Genomic DNA, 15,886 nt, shown 5'->3' with positions numbered 1-15,886 from the left:
ACAATATTTTTATTTGACTTAAAGGAAGACATTTCATAGAATAAAAGGATAACAACAGCTCGGATTGAGCGGTAAGTTCCGACCGATCTGCAATTTTCAAAAGAGAAGGTGACATTCATGGACCTGCATTATCTGGAATATATCATTGAGATTGCGAACATGCACAGCATTTCCCGCGCGGCAGAAAATCTTTTCATTACCCAGTCCACCTTAAGCCAGTACCTAAGCCGTCTGGAATCCGAACTCGGCGTAAGCCTGTTTGAACGCAGGCGTAACGAAATGACCCTGACTCCCGCCGGGAAACTGTATGTGGCTACCTGTGAGCAGATGCTCCAGCAGAAGCGGGAACTCTACAACCAGTTATCCGATATGGGGCAGGCAAAAACAGGCAGCTTTTCGGTCGGGATCACGCCCCAGTGGGGCGCTGTGGCATATTCCCACATCATCGGAAAATTTTATGAATCCTACCCCAATGTCACCGTAAAGGTAACGGAAGAAACTGCCTCTCCCCTGATCCGTATGCTGCAGGATGGCGAACTGGATATGGCCATTATTCCGCTTGCCGAAAACTCTTCCCTTCCTTTGGAAAGCATGCTGCTTCAAGCAGAAGAACTGATTCTCGCAATTCCGAAAACACATGCCAAAAAGCTCAATCTGCAGAACGCAGACGGCAGCTTCCCAAGGATTTCCATTGCTGATTTAAAAAATGAACCCATGATCTTTTCTCAGAGCCAGACAACCATCCGCAAACTGGAAAACCAGTGCTTTGCAGCCTGCCGTGTCACCCCGAAGATCGTGGCAGAAATCAACTCTCACCCGGCCAGCCTGGTTATGGTCGAGCAGGGCATTGGCAGCACCTTTCTTCCCATTTCCTGTGCGACCACCTCAGACCGCATCGTATACGCCCACGCTGTGCCAACCGTGCAATGGTTCGTTGTCATTGCCTTCCGCAAAGGATTTGTGCTCCACCAGAGTGAAAAATATTTCGTAAGCCTGTTCCAGCAGCTGTTTGGCGGGCCACATTACACCAAGGAATAACTTTTTCAGTTTACCAGCAGGAGGCATCATTTCTGCGTCAAATACTCCATCACCCCCATATGGATCGTCCACGCCAGTCGGTCCTGATATTCCTCCTCCTGCAGCTTCGCCGCCTCATTCCAGTTGGACAAAAAACCGCATTCCACAATGACGATCGGCTGCTTCACATGTAGGAGAAGATAATAATTTCCATTCGGTTTCGCCTGCCTGGTGTTCTTTTCTCCCAAGACAGAATCAAAGCGCCTCTGCAGAATTTCTGCAAGGCGCTTTCCTCTTTCGGATGTTTTATAATAAAATACCTGTCCGCCGGATATCGGTTCCTGATGATAACTGTTCTGATGGATGCTTACCACCAGGTCCGGATCCGCTTCTTCGATTATTTTGCAGCGGTTTTTCATGTCCGCCATTTTCTTGTTTTGATCGGTTTCTTCATAAAGACCGCGGTCATCTTCCCTGGTCATGATCACCTTCACATCGGCAGCTTCCAGATAAACCTTTAACTTTCTGGCAATCTGCAGGTTGATGTCTTTTTCCAGGCTGCCGTCCACCCCGATTTTTCCCGGATCCATGCCGCCATGTCCACTGTCGAGGACCACCACCGGCTGATGGTTCTTTGCGGTCACGTTCTGACTCGATACCATAAGTCCTGCCTGGCGGGATACCAGAAATACTGCCGCAAAAAGCATGACTGCCATAAGCTGCTCTGCCAGCTTCTGCTTTTTCCATTCTTTTCCTGTCCAGTTCTGATTCTTCACCTGATCCGCTCCGTATCTGGTTTTTTCCTATAGAATATATGACCCCCGGACGATGAAAAGAATCCCGGACTTTCTTTTTTCACATAAATCTGCAAAAGAAAGTCCGGGATTTTTTCACTAGTCTACTTCCAGACGGTTATAGTCCTGCACACCATCTCTTAAAATATACTCAAAATAATCTCCCTGCTGGGTTGCCATGCCCTCTTCCTGCCAGAGCGCATAGGCCGGATCATTCCGTACCAGATCCTGTACCTGGTACGCTGTTCCCTGATAATAATGATATTTTAACAGCGAATACAGCTGTGCCATCTGCTCCCGTTCACTGTCCGTGATATCCGATACGTTGTTCAGAGCAGCGATCGCCTGATTATAGAAAACCCGGCGTAAAAACGGAGTCTGGAATTTTTTAAAATGCAAAAGATCCTCCTCGGTCCGCTTATTTTTCTTTGCCCATCCCTCTACATCCAGGGAACGGGTCCGGTACAAAAAGCTCCGGTCATCCCGGTAGGTGAGAATTGCATATTTGCAGGACGGTGTTGCCAGCGATGCCGTCACCATCTCCCAGATGCCGCGGTTTTCATCGGAACGCTTACAATGCTGCACGTGCAGATGCCCACTCAAAAACAGCGGTACATCCCAGTTTTCCAGAAGATCCACAAACTGCTCACTGTGTTCAATGGTACATTCATCGACATAAATCTCACTTTCATCCAGAAGATTATGATGGGCAATTGGGATGATTTCCACCCCGGCATCCCAGGCCTCTTCTAACTGCTGCCCGATCCATTCATAGGTATCTTCCGAAATCGCACCGCCAACCTTGTTGATGGGACTGTACTGACAGCTGTCGATCATCAGCAGCCAGGTATTGTCATCGAGTTCATACCGGTAACTCAGACTGTTCGGATCTTCGCTTGCAGCTTCATCATAGCCAAACGCCCGGTAAATCTGGCGGAATTCTTCCGGTGTTATATATTCTGCCGGGAGACGTTCTTCCCCTTCGTACCGCGCTGCCTGCCGATTGTTGATGTCATGATTTCCCGGGATCACAAGAACCGGAATACCATTATTCTCTACCCGGTGCAGTTTTTCTGCCAGGTCTTTGTGGCTTGCCTTTTCTCCGTTCAATGTCAGATCACCACTTAAAACCAGCGCATCCGGACGCAGTTTCACAACCTCATCCAGAAACGCATCCGTGATCTGATCGATATACGTTACCACTTTCCCATCGCCGTATTCCACCATTTCCTGGAAACGTGGTCCCTGGTCTGTCAGGGAATCTGAAAAATAGTGAATATCCGTGCCAAGTATGATGTTTTCCACCCAGCCTCCATCTTCCGCTTTGGGGAGCGGTCCGGAATCTTCTATGATTTCTTCCGCACGCGTCTCGCCCGTCGTTTTATCTGCATCTGTTCCGGCTGCATCCGGCTGCCCAGCTGTGTCTTTGTCCCCATTCTCTCCAGACGCTACTCCATCCGTCATATTTTCAGAATTCCCATCTGCCGTGTTCTTCCCTGTATCCGTTTCCGGATCTTCTGCCGGACTTTCTGTCCGGAGTTCCTCTGATACCGCTGTGGCGTCTGCCGGGTGATTGCCTGTACATCCACTCAGAGCAGCTATCACCGCAAAAACAGGCAGAAAAGCAGAAAGCACCTGCTTTCTGCCATCTGATCTCTTTTTCATATTCCCATCGACCTTTCCAAACCATCTTTTCACGCAAACATGTACGCCTGGCAACAAGATTCTGCCGATATCCCGAAGCAGTCCGCTGTTCCTGCACATCCATGCGTCTACGCAGCATTCCCCGATCCGAAACTACGGCAGCTTTACCGTATCCCATACATCTGCCGGTTCAAATCCGAGGCGCCAGCAGGCTACCCCCGCCAGATCATTGTCCTTAATCAGCTGCATCTTCAATGCAAGCGAACGCTCTTCTTCCATCCAGATTTCGTATTTTGCACCGTCTTTCTCCAGTTCACCATAATACTGTCCCAGTTCGTCCTGCCAGTAAAGCTCTACCTGGTTCGTTTCCACCCACGCTTTGGCATTTGCAATTCCCATGGACTGGGATGTCGTACCCGATGCATCTTCCTTCCAGATTCTGGTGTAGAACGGAATCGCACTGATGATTTTCTCTTTCGGAACCTGCTTTAACAGATCTGCAATTCCCTGGCGCTCATATCCAATGGATGCAACCGAACCCGCTTCCCCGCCTGCGTAATGTTCATCGTATCCCATCATCACGACATAGTCGGCTACCCGTCCCTGTTCTGCCCAGTTATAAAAAGCAGAGTAAGCTGCAGGCACGTAGGAATCGATGGATAAAACAAGTCCGGCCTTCCTGCAGTCTATGGAAAGTTCCCGGATAAACTGGACATAATGTGGTCCTGCAGAAGCTTTGATTCCCTCGATATCCAGATTGATTCCGTCAAAGCCGTATGTTTTTGCATCCTGCATCAATGATTCTGTCAGTTTTTTTCTCGCTGCCGTACTGGCAAACAGGACTTCCGACTGAACATTCTCTCCTTTATTAAAATTATCCAGAACCGCCCATACCTGCAGTCCCATGGCATGCGCACGATCCACATAATTTTTATCTGCAAGAGATTCATAGTTTCCCTGATTGTCCGTCAGCATAAACCAGGTCGGTGCAATGACATTCACGCCTTTTGTATTGGACAGCAGGGATTCCATAGCCTGGTTGGCCGAACGGTTTGTCACCTGATGCCAGACCAGCACCACCGGTTCGTCCATGGAAATACTGGTATACTCCGGTTCCACGAATGTGCTGACCAGCGTTTTCATTTCTGTCTCCTTCAGATGCCGATTTGAGAGATAGCCAACCTGACCGTCTTCTGTCCGGATCCGGCTCCAGTTTTCCAGTTTTTCCAGCACAATCACTTCGGAACCAGACGGCACTTCTGTGATCATTGCACTCTTTACCCCGCCGCGGATCCGCAGTGCACTGTTTTTCTTTATAACCGCAAGCTGCTGCGGTTCCCACGATGTGTCTACAAATGCCCGATGCACATTGTCTGTATCAAACGTCTCAATCCGCACATTGGTATATGCACTTACCAGACTGGACAGCAGCCACACTGCGCCGTCCTGCTCTACAAAAAGCGGTTTGCCGCTGCTTCCCAGGGTTTCCGCATCTGCATATACGATCTGATCTGGAAGCGTATAGAGCAGCTGGCTGTTTCCTGCATCCCAGTAAAACCGTTCGTTCACTGCTTCGTTGACCCAGTCAAGCTGCAGATAAGTCTGGCCGTCAATATAACGCCCTTTGGTACCTTCTACTAGCTCGTTATCCAAAAATACCGCTGTTTCATCGCCATTTGCCTGGTACCATTCGTTTTCATTTACCTGTTCCTTCGATGGTTTGTACTTCCGGTATAAAAAAAATCCCGCTGCTGCTCCCACAAACAGCACGATTGTCAGGATCACTGTCAGTACTGTTGTCAGAAATCGCTTCATCTGCCGTATCTCCTTTATGGTATTCATACGTTCAGTATACCATAAATACCTCGCAGCTTCTCTTAAATTTTCCTAATCTTTTCCCGGGCTGAATCGGGGATTCTCTTTTCTGACCTGAAAATTTTTTGTTCCGCTCTTTCTGACCTCATCCTTCTATCTGTGATACACCATATCAAAATGAATTTCTTTTAACCGTTTGGTCTTCATGTAATCCGCTTCTTCCTCGTTCACCCCCTCAACTGCCGGATTTGCCGCTGAATTGTCCTGCGGGATGTCTTCCAGGATGTAATCACCCATGTAAAAACTTCCGTCTTCCCGAACTTCAAACAATTTGTCCCACGTCGCGTCACTGGCATCTTCCCCATCGATCAAAACACGGATTCCTCTTTTCTGATAGCGTTTTAAACCTTCTACATAAAGCTGATTTCCTTCTTTTCGCTCTTTTTCACACACTTTCATAAACCCCTCTTTTCTGCAGAACGGCAATCTTTTCCCGGAAGGCTTTGCCGTGACACATTCCATTGATCTGACTGCACAGATCTGCTGAGCAGTTTCCTGATCCACACCCGAAAGATGCCGTCCGCATATTTGTTTTTTCCGTGTTTTTGTTTTCGTTCCACTGCGGATACTCAAAGCTCTGTGTGCTGCTTTTTCTTTTATCGTTCAGACAAAAGAGTTTCAAAGCACAGGATCTTCTCATGGGTAATACGGAATGCATCTACTGAAGTTGGAATGCGATACAGCCGACAGGCAAACCTTTTTTCTATTTCTTTTCTGTTTTCTTCTCCGCCCGATACAACGGTCAGTTTCCAGCTCTTATCCCGGTTTTCTGTCTGCTCTAAAATTTCCAAAAACGCTTCCGTCCTCCACTCACTTAAAGATCCAACCAACACTTTTAAATCACAGCGTGCGCACTCATTCAGACTGTTTTGGGCTGCTTCTCCGTAATCCAGAATCAGGTACCGGTAATCCCGGCCCAGACAATATGACAGGATCGATGGATCTGCCTGTTTGTAATAATCCACTTCCATGATAGAAAACACATTCCGTCTGTTTTCTTCCTGTTCCATCTTGTATCGCTGTCGTTCCTGTCTGTTTCCGCTTTTCCCGGCAAACCGTTCTATTCTTGCAAAATCACCATGGTCATTCCACTCTAATACGGCAGTTTTTTTCCGTTTTACTCCCATCAGATAATTCGCCATGGAAATTGCCAGATGGCTGGTCCCCACACCGCGGCCACAACCAGCTATTCCAATCGTCCGGATCCGTGCATTCGGCAGATTTGTCTGACCCTTCTTTATCCCGAAAATACGTTTCGTATCGTCTCTCCTCTCTGCCCAAACCACCGATTCCAGATTGTCCGGTATACATGGTCGGATCTGTAACTGCCCAAAAACGGATCTGAAAAGTACGGCATCCTGAGTCCGCCTGTGGCTGGAAATTTTCGCCGGAAAGACAACCGGTCGCAAAACAAATTGTAGAGCACCGTCAGTCCCTGCACGCAGTCACAATCGTTTACCGCCTCTCCGGAATTTTCCCATTCCCAGGGTTTTCCCCCACATAACAGCAGATAACCATCTGCATTTTCGTTTTTGAATGAAACCAGATCTGTTCCGCAGTCCAGGATACGGATCCGGTACCCGGACGGTTTCCACTCCACCGCTTTGCCATAGCAAGGCAGCATAGGCGTTTTCCAGATACGGACAATTCCACAGGAATCTGCCGCAGCTTTCCGACACTCCATAAGCTGGCGCACCGCCCCGGATTCATTGTGTTCTTCGTACACTGCCGGCAGTCCGCAGCGCTGCAGATATGCCGTCAGTCCCATAGCAATGTGGGTGGTCCCCACCCCGCGGCGGCTCCCCGCCACAGCAATTACCAGAGACTCCTCCATACGCTTTACCCCATACCGAAACGCACCACATTCCGACTGGTTCCAAAGTTTTTGTAATCGTTCTTCCAGTTCCTTTACGTTCTGGAATCGCCTGTTTTTTTCCTTCTGCAGACATTTGCGGATTATGCACATCAGACGGCGTTCGGTGATTCCTGATAATTTCACCTGGTCTGACCGGATATCTTCTCCCGGGAAATTTCCTGTCAGCATGTAATGGAGGACAGCACCAATGGCATAAATATCTGTTCTTCCATCTAAAACATCTCCCGAATACTGTTCCGGCGCCGCACAGCCGATTGTTCCGTAGCGCTCTGCCATGTGTGCCGCTTCGTCCGCATAAACTGCATGATCAAAATCAATTAACTTGATTGTATTTTCGTATAGTAATAAGTTTTTGGGTTGTAAATCAAGATATAAGACAGGGGTAGGCATTGTAGAATGCATGATATGTACCAGATGGCAAATCTGAATTCCATATTGAATCGTCATTGCCGATGAACAATGTCCTGATTCTGTAACCAGGGCATATAAAGAATCTCCTTCGAGATACTCCTCAATCAGGTAGCTGTACTGATCATCTTCTGCCAGGTCATATACGATCGGTATCGCCTGGTCACGAATCCCCTTCAGTATCAGCGCTTCTCGTCTAAACAGTTCATAATTGACAAAGGTCTTTGGAACCCTTTTTATGGCACGGTATTCATCCAGTTCCATGTGTCTTGCCAGAAATACGGTGCCGCTTCTTCCGCAGCCCAGTACACGGCATAATTGGTACTTTCCGAATAAAATGGTGTCCGCTTCCCTGCACCTCCTTTCTCGTACTTGTCTCTGTGATTGCATTGTAATCAAAATAACGGTACACCGCAACATAATCCATCTTCAAGGTTCGACAAAGTTCGACTTTCGCGATATGTATCCCGTATACACGCCCTGAAATCCCGGTTTGTTGCTGCTTACGCACTGCACAAACAGTAACGGTTTCTTAACAATTCCTAAAAATTTTCACATAGGAATTGATATTTCCCCGTATTCTATATTATAATTAGAGTAGGAAAGCAGATTCTTTTTCCGGCTTTCCCATTTCAGATCGAAAGGAGTGATCTTATGAAAATTGAACGAATCAATGAAAACCAGATACGATGCACGCTGACCAGTCTGGATCTCAGCTCCCGCAATTTAAATCTGGGTGAGCTTGCCTACGGAAGTGAAAAAGCCCGCAGTCTGTTTCGTGAAATGATTCAAAAGGCCTCCAATGAAGTTGGCTTTGACGCTGAAGATATCCCCCTGATGGTGGAAGCAATTCCGCTGTCCAGTGAAAGCGTGATGCTTGTCATCACCAAGATAGAGGATCCTGAGGAACTGGATACCCGTTTTTCCAAATTCTCCCCTCTCTCCGAAGACGGGGCAGAAAATTTCCTGGGCGGTCTGGCAAACGAGCTGTTGGAAGGTTCAGACGGACTCATGGAACTGTTTAAGCAAAATATGCTTGCCATGAACAATCCGGCTGTTTCCGGAAACACAGATACCGCTGCACTTCAGGCTCCGGATTCCCCGGATCCCACAAATCCGGCAGACAGTACCCCGGTTATGCAGACCCGCATTTACCGTTTTGGCAGCCTGGATGAGATTTCAGACGCAGCAAAAGCTGCAGCATCTCTTGGAACTGTACCGAATAAGCTTTACAAAAAGCCAGGAACCAGTCAGTATTATCTGGTTCTTTCCAATGCTTCTGCAGATCAGATCGCGTTCAGCCGCATCTGTAATCTGCTTGCAGAATACGGCGAAAAGGTAAAAACCGATGCCGCAGGCGAAGCCTACTATCAGGAGCACTATGAAGTCATCATTGGAGCAGATGCCCTGCAAAAACTGGCACTGATCTAAACGCATAAGAAACAATCAGCGGACGCGCCACTGGCGCCTCCCCGATATGCCAAGCAACAAAAAAGCGAAGCACCCTCTTGTGAAGGTCTTCGCTTTTTTATTTGTCTGTTACTGTTCACGCATGCGTGCCCGGCAACGTCTGTTCCCATATTGCAAATGCGTCTTATTTATCAGCCAGGATCTCGTTGATACCGGATACCAGTGAATCACAGTCAATACCGTGAACCATGCATGCCTCTTCCAGAGACTCTCCCTGAGAAGACGGGCAGCCCAGGCAATGCATACCTGCACGCATTAAAATCGGGGCAATCAGATCGCTCTTCTGAAGCAGCTCGCCGATTAACATATCTTTACTGATCTGCATGTTGAATTCCTCCTTTTGGATATACTACACTACACTATAATACTTTTCCCCAAAATGCGCAAGGGGTATTCACAAAACAACGACGCTGAAAACATGTTTGATTACACTTCATGCATTTCATACAAAAGAAAGATGATAATTTTATTCAATATGCCCAATTCATAGTGCTTTTCTAGGATTTAAATTACAATAGTTACCTAAAGCTAACCGCATATTGTACCTCATTTTATTCAAAAGTGCAATATTTTCCTCTTGAATATTTTTTCAAGATAGTATACAATGATGCTATCGAAATGATTATAGAATATTTAAGGAGGATAATTATCATGGCATATGTAATTTCTGATTCTTGTGTTAGTTGCGGTACCTGCGAGAGCGAGTGCCCAGTAAGCGCTATTTCCCAGGGAGACAGCCAGTACGTAATCGACGCTGATGCTTGCATCTCTTGCGGTACCTGTGCAGGTGTTTGCCCGACCGGCGCTATCAACGAGGGTTAATTGAAACACAATTAATCGAAATGCCTCTTCTGTATTTGCGGTACAGAAGAGGCATTTTTTTATAAAGGAGTTTTCCATGACAAGCAAAAAACCATTGATCGCACTTACCCCAAATTTCAATACAGAACGGGAAGAACCTTACATGCGTCCTACCTACTTAAAAGCGATCCGTGCAGCTGGCGGCATCCCTCTCATCCTCCCTCTGGATCTGGAAGAAGAAGACCTGCTCCAGCTTGTGGACACCTGTGACGGCTTTTTATTTACCGGGGGTCCGGATATCCACCCTTTTTACTTTGGCGAAGAAACCCAGGCACACTGCAGCAAGGTTTGCCTGCGCCGGGACCGCATGGAACTGGCCCTGTTAAAACTCGTTATGAAGGCTGAAAAACCGGTTCTTGGAATCTGCCGTGGAATCCAGCTTCTGAATGTTGCACTCGGCGGCGATCTCTATCAGGATATTCCCAGCCAGTTTCCACAGGATTTTCCAATTGCACATACACAGCCGTTCGATTACGTCATCCCATCTCACAAGGTTGAAGTACTTCCAGATACTCTCCTGGCCCGCCTGACCGGCTGCCAAACCCTACAGGTCAACAGCATGCACCATCAGGCCTGCCGCCGGCTTGCGCCGGGACTGACTGCCTGCGGGCACGCTTCCGGTGGTCTGATCGAAGCCATCGAGAAACCGGATTACCCCTTCTTTCTGGGAGTCCAGTGGCACCCGGAATATCTGTGGGAACAGGATCCGAGTATGAGGGCAATTTTCGAGGCATTTGTAAAGGCGGCCCGCTAATGCGTTCCGCCTTCATTTTTCTTTTTTCACCCGTTTGTTGCATAAATAACTGCTAACTGTCGTGTGAACGACGAACAATTACTTCCTATAGTTTCTTCCCGCTTCTCCCAAATTTCTTTTTCCGGAAAAACGGCATCCGGGCCGCTGCTGCCTCTGCTTTGCCCTTATTCTCCTTCTGGTGAGCCCTTAAAGCTTCATCCAGCGCCTTAAACCGTTCCTCCTCTTTCTCATCGCTGATCCGCATCATGTACTCCAGTTCCTGCACCATGCGGTCGTTCACCTGGCGGCTGATCTCTTCGCTGAGCGCTTCATTATTCTGCCGCATAGCCTGTCCAATGGCATTGCCAATAATATGGTTCATCAACAGCTGGAACTGCTCCAGTTTTTCCTGCTGCGAGAGCGCACCGCCTTCTGTTCTCACGCTTGTTACTGCTCCTGTTTCTGCATCCCCGTTCATATCGTTCCCCACGCTTTCTTTCTTGTTTCTGGAATCATCGGTATATCGTTCTGCTTCAAATCCAGCCAGATCCGCATCCTCCAAGGCTTGTGCTTCCGGCTTTGCTTCCTCTTCTCCCATTTCTGCCTTTGTCTCTTTTCGGTGTTCTTCTCCCGTTTTTTCTTCTTTCAGGTTTGCTTTTTCCAGGCTTTTTTCTTCCCGGCCTGGTTTTTCTGATTTTCTTTCTCCCAAACGTTCTTCTTCCGCATAACGATATACCGTTTCCGCTTTCATCTGTACTCCGGCTTTCCCGGCGTGCGCCTGACGTAAAATCTCGGTCGCATTCTCCATCAGGATCTTACTCAGGTTCAAGTCCGTTTCTCCGGCCAACATCCGCTTCAGCACCGGCTCTATCGCCTTTAACTGATACCCCTTTTCCTTTAATTCATTGATCTTCTGGAACATTTCGATATGAAGTTTTGTATAATACCGTTGATTTTTCCTGTCCCGCGGTATCTCCAGGTGCAGCTCGTCCTCCCAGTAACGGAGCACATGATTCTCCACCCCCACAAGCCTGCTGGCCTGGGATATGGAGTAACGTCTATCAGCCATCCTTTTCTCTCCTTATGGTCCTTCCTTATTTCATACAATTTATGTAACTGCGCAATATCCTCACAGTTCAGCTTACTTAAATATTATGAAATCAAAATTCCAAATATGCTTAAAAATGGACAAAAAAAGAGACGCATCCCATTTGGACAATGTCTGCATCTCTTTTTAAGGTTTCCTGATATTTTATTTCATCATTCCTCAGAACTTTTATTTTGCCAGGTTCACAAACTTTGTGAACTCTGGCTGCCATAACAGATTCACCGTGCCGATCGGGCCGTTACGCTGTTTGGCTATGATTACCTCCGCAATGTTCGGAGTGTCTGTATCTTTGTTGTAGTAATCGTCACGGTAAAGGAACATCACCACATCGGCATCCTGCTCGATCGCGCCGGACTCACGCAGGTCCGACAGCATCGGACGGTGGTCGGTACGGGTCTCACACGCACGACTCAGCTGTGACAGGGCGATGACCGGTGCATTGATCTCACGCGCCAGGGCCTTTAAGGAACGGGAAATCTCGGAAATCTCCTGCTGGCGGCTCTCACTGCTCTTTCCTCCGCTGCCCGTCATGAGCTGCAGGTAGTCGATGATGACCATGCTCAACCCATACTCCAGCTTCATCTTTCTGCACTTGGAGCGCAGCTCCGTGATGGAAATACCCGGCGTATCATCAATGATCATCTTGGAATTTCCGATGACACCGATTCCCTCAACGATCGCATCCCAGTCTGAATCAGTCAGGTTACCGTTACGAAGCTTCTGGGCGTCAACGTTGGACTCCATGGCCAGCATACGGTTGACCAGCTGTTCTTTCGACATCTCCAGGCTGAAGATCATGCAGGGAAGTCCTTTGCGGACTGCCACATGATCCACCAGGTTTAAGACAAATGCTGTCTTACCCATGGAAGGACGCGCAGCGATCAGCACCAGGTCAGAAGGCTGCATACCGGAAGTCTTATAATCCAGATCGATGAATCCGGTCGGGATACCGGTTACCGTTCCCTGGCTCTTGGACGCCGTCTCGATCTTTTCCAGGACATTTAATGCCACCTGCCGGATCGGCACAAAGTCACCAGAGTTCCGGTTCTGAAGCAGGTCGAAGATGGTTTTCTCCGTGCCTGCCAGAATCTGCTCCAGTGGTTCCTTTCCTGCATAACAGGTGTTGGCAATCTCTTCATTCACCTTGATGAGTTTTCTTAAAACCGACTTTTCGTACACGATATTCGCGTAGGAACGGACATTGGCCGAAGTCGGAACCGTGGTGATGATGTCACGCACAAATTCCAGGCTGCTGACCTCCGGCGGCACATCTTTCTCCTTCAGACGGTTCTGAAGCGTGATCAGATCGACCGGAGCGCCTTCATTGAACAATTCCACCATGGCTTCAAACATGATGCCATACGACTGCTGGTAAAAGTCCGCTGCCGTGATGATCTCCGATGCGGCAATGATGGCATCCTTGTCCATCAACATCGAGCCGATTACCGACTGCTCTGCTTCCACACTGTGGGGAAGCACACGCTTCATCAATGCCTCATCCATAAAAATTTACGCCTCCGTTACTTTGACAGTCAGCTTCGCGGTTACATCCTTGTGAAGCTTTACCGGCACCTCATGGTTTCCGAAGGTCTTGATCGGCTCCGGAAGAACCAGTTTCTTTTTGTCGATATCCAGATTCAGCTGCTCTGCTGCCGCTGCTGCAATCTCCTTGCTGGATACGGAACCAAATGCCTTTCCGCCCTCTCCGGCTTTCATTTTCAGGGTTACGGAAACAGCCTCGATCTTCTCTGCCAGTTCTTTTGCTGCTGCCAGCTGCTCTGCTGCCACCTTTGCTGCGTTTGCCTTCTGAAGCTTTAAGTCGTTTAAGTTCTTGGAAGTTGCCTCAACCCCAAGCTTTTTCGGCAGGATAAAGTTTCTTGCGTATCCGTCATTAACCTTTACGATCTGGCCTTTCTTTCCTAATGCCTTAACATCCTCTAATAATACGATTTCCATTATGATATATCTCCCTTCTGTAACATCTCATCAATCACCGCTTTCACGCGGTCCTTTGCCTCATCCATGCTGATGCCGGAAAGCTGCGCACCGGCAATGGTCCGGTGACCGCCACCGCCCAGTTTTTCCATCATAACCTGCACATTGACCTCGTCAATGGAACGGGCACTTAAATAGATCAGACCATGATATTCCGTCATAACCACAGAGGCCTTAATGCCCTTGATCTCCAGCAGTTCATTTGCCGCCTGGGCACAGACAATGGTCGGACTCGGAAGCCCTTCCGACGGACAGACGCCGATGGAAAAGGCATCCCGGTAAATCTCTGCAGAGGCAATGGCTGCCGCCTTCGCCTTGTAATCCTGCATATCATCCCGGAACAGCTTGCGCACACGAGTCACATCGGCTCCGTTCCGGCGCAGGAACGCTGCTGCCTCAAAGGTACGCACACCGGTCTGGTTGGTAAAGTTGTTGGTATCGATCACGATACCGGCATACATGGCATCTGCCTCGGCAGATTTCATGCGGATACCGTCTGCAATGTACTGCAATACCTCAGCGACCATCTCACAGGCCGAGGAAGCATACGGCTCCACATACGAAAGCACTGCGTTACTGATGACCTCGCTGCTCTGGCGGTGGTGATCCATCACCACGATCGTCTTCACCAGCTTCAACAGCTCCGGCGCATCGGTGATGCTTGGCCGGTTTACATCGACCACGACCAGCATGGTACTGGCATCTACCAGTTCTGCCGCCTGGGCACCGGTCAGAAACAGGTCCTCCGGATAATCCGGATTGTCCAGGAAGCGGTTCATCATCGGCTGGACGGATGTTGTCACCTCGTTGATGATGACATGCGCCTTTTTGTTTAATGCCGTTGCGATCCGGTAAATTCCGATCGCAGAGCCAAAGGCATCGCTGTCGCTCAGCTTATGACCCATGATCAGGATGCGGTCCTTCGTCTCCATAAGCTCACGCATCGCATGTGCCTTAACGCGGGCCTTAACGCGGGTGGATTTCTCCTGCTGCTGGGACTTGCCGCCGTAATACTGGATACGGCTGCCATCTTTTACAACCGCCTGGTCACCGCCGCGGCCCAGGGCCATATCGATGGCAACACGCGCAGACTCGTAATTCTGGGCGTAGCCATCTCCATTCATACCGATACCGATACTTAAGGTCACTGCCATCTCGTTGCCGATATTGACGGTCTTAACATCCTCCAGGATCGAGAAACGCTCCTCCTGCATCTGCTCCATGTATTTCTGCTTTACTGCAAAGAAATACTTATCTTTCTCAATCTTTTTCAGGATTCCGTCCACCGCGCCGATGTACTTATTGATCTTACGGTCGATCAGCGCAGTCAGCAGGGAACGGCGCACCTCTTCCACGCTCTCCAGTGCCTCATCGTAGTTGTCCAGATAAATAATACCTGCCACCATCTTCTCATCGGTGATCTGCTGACGGTAACGCAAAATCTCCGTCTCATCAAACAGATAAACCGCCAACAGCTTCTGCTGGCTGACAACTGCCTGAATCTCCTCTTCCTCCGAACTGCTCACATAGATCGGCTGGATCTCCATGCGGAAGCGATGCTCACCAAAAACAGTGTGCACCTTGACCGGATCTTCATCCGTCGCCAGATCCTCTTTTGTTACCTCCGGAAACATGGAAAGCAGATTTTTCCAGTTTCCTTTTTCCAGGGCGGTTACTGCCCGAAACTCCTCGTTCGCCCAGACGATCCTGCCGTCTTCATCGGCTAACGCGTAAGGCAGAGCCAGCCCCGTGAGCAGCTGCTTCTGAATCCATGCATATTCCGCTGAAAAGTCTACCAGCCCGCCAAGGATGCGCTTTCTGCTGTAAAGAAAGATCCACATGGCAACCGCCAGATAGCCGATCGTGAACGGAAGCATGACCAGTCCGCCAATATGACTGACACACCCGGTCGCAATGTTGGCGCAGACTAAAAACAGGGAAAGAAGCAGGGGCCAGCTCAAATAACCCTTCAGCTGCCCATGAACCTTTATGTTCTCTTTCATACGTTTTCTCCTTATTCGATTCGCAACTGTTCCTGCAATCGTTCCTGTCCATGCATTGCGCAGACAGAAACCTGCAGCATCACAGTTACCCAGACCCCAGGG

15 protein-coding genes are annotated in these 15,886 nt (G+C 48.7%); 4 read left to right on the top strand and 11 right to left on the bottom strand.

Annotated features, from left to right (window positions below; translation table 11 throughout):
• The first annotated feature begins 117 nt into the window (after window positions 1–117).
• Window positions 118–1,038 carry a LysR family transcriptional regulator gene (locus DXB18_RS10175; protein ID WP_118707595.1) on the top strand — a complete coding sequence of 307 codons (921 nt, stop codon included), beginning with the start codon at window positions 118–120 and terminating at the stop codon, window positions 1,036–1,038.
• A gap of 26 nt (window positions 1,039–1,064) precedes the next feature.
• Here DXB18_RS10175 and DXB18_RS10170 read toward each other — a convergent pair whose 3' ends face one another.
• The 6 genes from DXB18_RS10170 to DXB18_RS10140 all read right to left on the bottom strand — a co-directional run bounded on the left by DXB18_RS10170 (window position 1,065) and on the right by DXB18_RS10140 (window position 8,004).
• Window positions 1,065–1,793: an N-acetylmuramoyl-L-alanine amidase gene (locus tag DXB18_RS10170; RefSeq protein WP_347560110.1), complete on the bottom strand. Its 729-nt coding sequence runs from the start codon at window positions 1,791–1,793 to the stop codon at window positions 1,065–1,067.
• Window positions 1,794–1,910: 117 nt separating this feature from the next.
• Window positions 1,911–3,476, bottom strand: coding sequence for a metallophosphoesterase (locus DXB18_RS10165; protein ID WP_182430543.1), 1,566 nt, complete (start codon window positions 3,474–3,476; stop codon window positions 1,911–1,913).
• A 132-nt stretch (window positions 3,477–3,608) separates the two neighbouring features.
• Window positions 3,609–5,270, bottom strand: a complete 1,662-nt coding sequence (locus DXB18_RS10160; protein ID WP_243103329.1) for a glycosyl hydrolase family 18 protein — start codon at window positions 5,268–5,270, stop codon at window positions 3,609–3,611.
• A gap of 153 nt (window positions 5,271–5,423) precedes the next feature.
• Window positions 5,424–5,729 carry a hypothetical protein gene (locus DXB18_RS10155; RefSeq protein ID WP_118543887.1) on the bottom strand — a complete coding sequence of 102 codons (306 nt, stop codon included), beginning with the start codon at window positions 5,727–5,729 and terminating at the stop codon, window positions 5,424–5,426.
• Window positions 5,730–5,926: 197 nt separating this feature from the next.
• Complete coding sequence (locus tag DXB18_RS10145) at window positions 5,927–6,616, bottom strand: hypothetical protein (RefSeq protein ID WP_147355236.1); 690 nt, start codon at window positions 6,614–6,616, stop codon at window positions 5,927–5,929.
• Entirely contained in the window at window positions 6,568–8,004 is a 1,437-nt protein-coding gene (locus DXB18_RS10140; protein ID WP_207665780.1) for a serine/threonine-protein kinase, read from the bottom strand. Before DXB18_RS10140 ends, DXB18_RS10145 begins: the two co-directional genes overlap by 49 nt.
• A gap of 264 nt (window positions 8,005–8,268) precedes the next feature.
• On the opposite strand from DXB18_RS10140, the gene DXB18_RS10135 reads away from it, so the two are divergent.
• Window positions 8,269–9,045 carry an adaptor protein MecA gene (locus DXB18_RS10135; protein ID WP_118707586.1) on the top strand — a complete coding sequence of 259 codons (777 nt, stop codon included), beginning with the start codon at window positions 8,269–8,271 and terminating at the stop codon, window positions 9,043–9,045.
• A 163-nt stretch (window positions 9,046–9,208) separates the two neighbouring features.
• On the opposite strand, the gene DXB18_RS10130 is transcribed toward DXB18_RS10135, so the two are convergent.
• Window positions 9,209–9,409 (bottom strand): DUF1858 domain-containing protein, encoded by a 201-nt coding sequence (locus DXB18_RS10130; RefSeq protein WP_118543892.1) that lies wholly within the window; start codon window positions 9,407–9,409, stop codon window positions 9,209–9,211.
• A gap of 326 nt (window positions 9,410–9,735) precedes the next feature.
• Between DXB18_RS10130 and DXB18_RS10125 the strand changes: the two genes are divergently transcribed.
• The gene (locus DXB18_RS10125; protein ID WP_118534155.1) at window positions 9,736–9,906 is read left to right on the top strand and encodes a 4Fe-4S binding protein; all 171 of its coding nucleotides are present in this window, start codon (window positions 9,736–9,738) and stop codon (window positions 9,904–9,906) included.
• Between the two features lie 76 nt (window positions 9,907–9,982).
• Window positions 9,983–10,699: a gamma-glutamyl-gamma-aminobutyrate hydrolase family protein gene (locus DXB18_RS10120; protein WP_118707585.1), complete on the top strand. Its 717-nt coding sequence runs from the start codon at window positions 9,983–9,985 to the stop codon at window positions 10,697–10,699.
• Window positions 10,700–10,784: 85 nt separating this feature from the next.
• On the opposite strand, the gene DXB18_RS16565 is transcribed toward DXB18_RS10120, so the two are convergent.
• The 4 genes from DXB18_RS16565 to DXB18_RS10100 all read right to left on the bottom strand — a co-directional run bounded on the left by DXB18_RS16565 (window position 10,785) and on the right by DXB18_RS10100 (window position 15,784).
• Window positions 10,785–11,747 (bottom strand): helix-turn-helix domain-containing protein, encoded by a 963-nt coding sequence (locus DXB18_RS16565; RefSeq protein WP_243103326.1) that lies wholly within the window; start codon window positions 11,745–11,747, stop codon window positions 10,785–10,787.
• 207 nt (window positions 11,748–11,954) lie between these two features.
• Complete coding sequence (gene dnaB, locus DXB18_RS10110; protein WP_118543894.1) at window positions 11,955–13,289, bottom strand: replicative DNA helicase; 1,335 nt, start codon at window positions 13,287–13,289, stop codon at window positions 11,955–11,957.
• Between the two features lie 6 nt (window positions 13,290–13,295).
• Entirely contained in the window at window positions 13,296–13,742 is a 447-nt protein-coding gene (rplI, locus tag DXB18_RS10105; RefSeq protein WP_118543895.1) for a 50S ribosomal protein L9, read from the bottom strand.
• Window positions 13,742–15,784, bottom strand: a complete 2,043-nt coding sequence (locus tag DXB18_RS10100) for a DHH family phosphoesterase (protein ID WP_118707584.1) — start codon at window positions 15,782–15,784, stop codon at window positions 13,742–13,744. The genes rplI and DXB18_RS10100 overlap by 1 nt, the downstream gene beginning before the upstream one ends.
• Window positions 15,785–15,886: the final 102 nt, after the last annotated feature.

The organism is Clostridium sp. OM02-18AC (assembly GCF_003481825.1).
GTDB lineage: Bacteria > Bacillota > Clostridia > Lachnospirales > Lachnospiraceae > Brotaphodocola.
This window is presented reverse-complemented; position numbering and strand designations above follow the sequence as displayed.

Bases quoted from the DNA above. Each gene is read 5' to 3' on its own strand.
- DXB18_RS10175 (WP_118707595.1), top strand. From the start codon at position 118: ATGGACCTGCATTATCTGGAATATATCATTGAGATTGCGAACATGCAC.
- DXB18_RS10165 (WP_182430543.1), bottom strand. From the start codon at position 3,476: ATGAAAAAGAGATCAGATGGCAGAAAGCAGGTGCTTTCTGCTTTTCTG.
- DXB18_RS10160 (WP_243103329.1), bottom strand. From the start codon at position 5,270: ATGAAGCGATTTCTGACAACAGTACTGACAGTGATCCTGACAATCGTG.
- DXB18_RS10155 (WP_118543887.1), bottom strand. From the start codon at position 5,729: ATGAAAGTGTGTGAAAAAGAGCGAAAAGAAGGAAATCAGCTTTATGTA.
- DXB18_RS10140 (WP_207665780.1), bottom strand. From the start codon at position 8,004: ATGCAATCACAGAGACAAGTACGAGAAAGGAGGTGCAGGGAAGCGGAC.
- DXB18_RS10135 (WP_118707586.1), top strand. From the start codon at position 8,269: ATGAAAATTGAACGAATCAATGAAAACCAGATACGATGCACGCTGACC.
- DXB18_RS10130 (WP_118543892.1), bottom strand. From the start codon at position 9,409: ATGCAGATCAGTAAAGATATGTTAATCGGCGAGCTGCTTCAGAAGAGC.
- DXB18_RS10125 (WP_118534155.1), top strand. From the start codon at position 9,736: ATGGCATATGTAATTTCTGATTCTTGTGTTAGTTGCGGTACCTGCGAG.
- DXB18_RS10120 (WP_118707585.1), top strand. From the start codon at position 9,983: ATGACAAGCAAAAAACCATTGATCGCACTTACCCCAAATTTCAATACA.
- DXB18_RS16565 (WP_243103326.1), bottom strand. From the start codon at position 11,747: ATGGCTGATAGACGTTACTCCATATCCCAGGCCAGCAGGCTTGTGGGG.
- dnaB (WP_118543894.1), bottom strand. From the start codon at position 13,289: ATGGATGAGGCATTGATGAAGCGTGTGCTTCCCCACAGTGTGGAAGCA.
- rplI (WP_118543895.1), bottom strand. From the start codon at position 13,742: ATGGAAATCGTATTATTAGAGGATGTTAAGGCATTAGGAAAGAAAGGC.
- DXB18_RS10100 (WP_118707584.1), bottom strand. From the start codon at position 15,784: ATGAAAGAGAACATAAAGGTTCATGGGCAGCTGAAGGGTTATTTGAGC.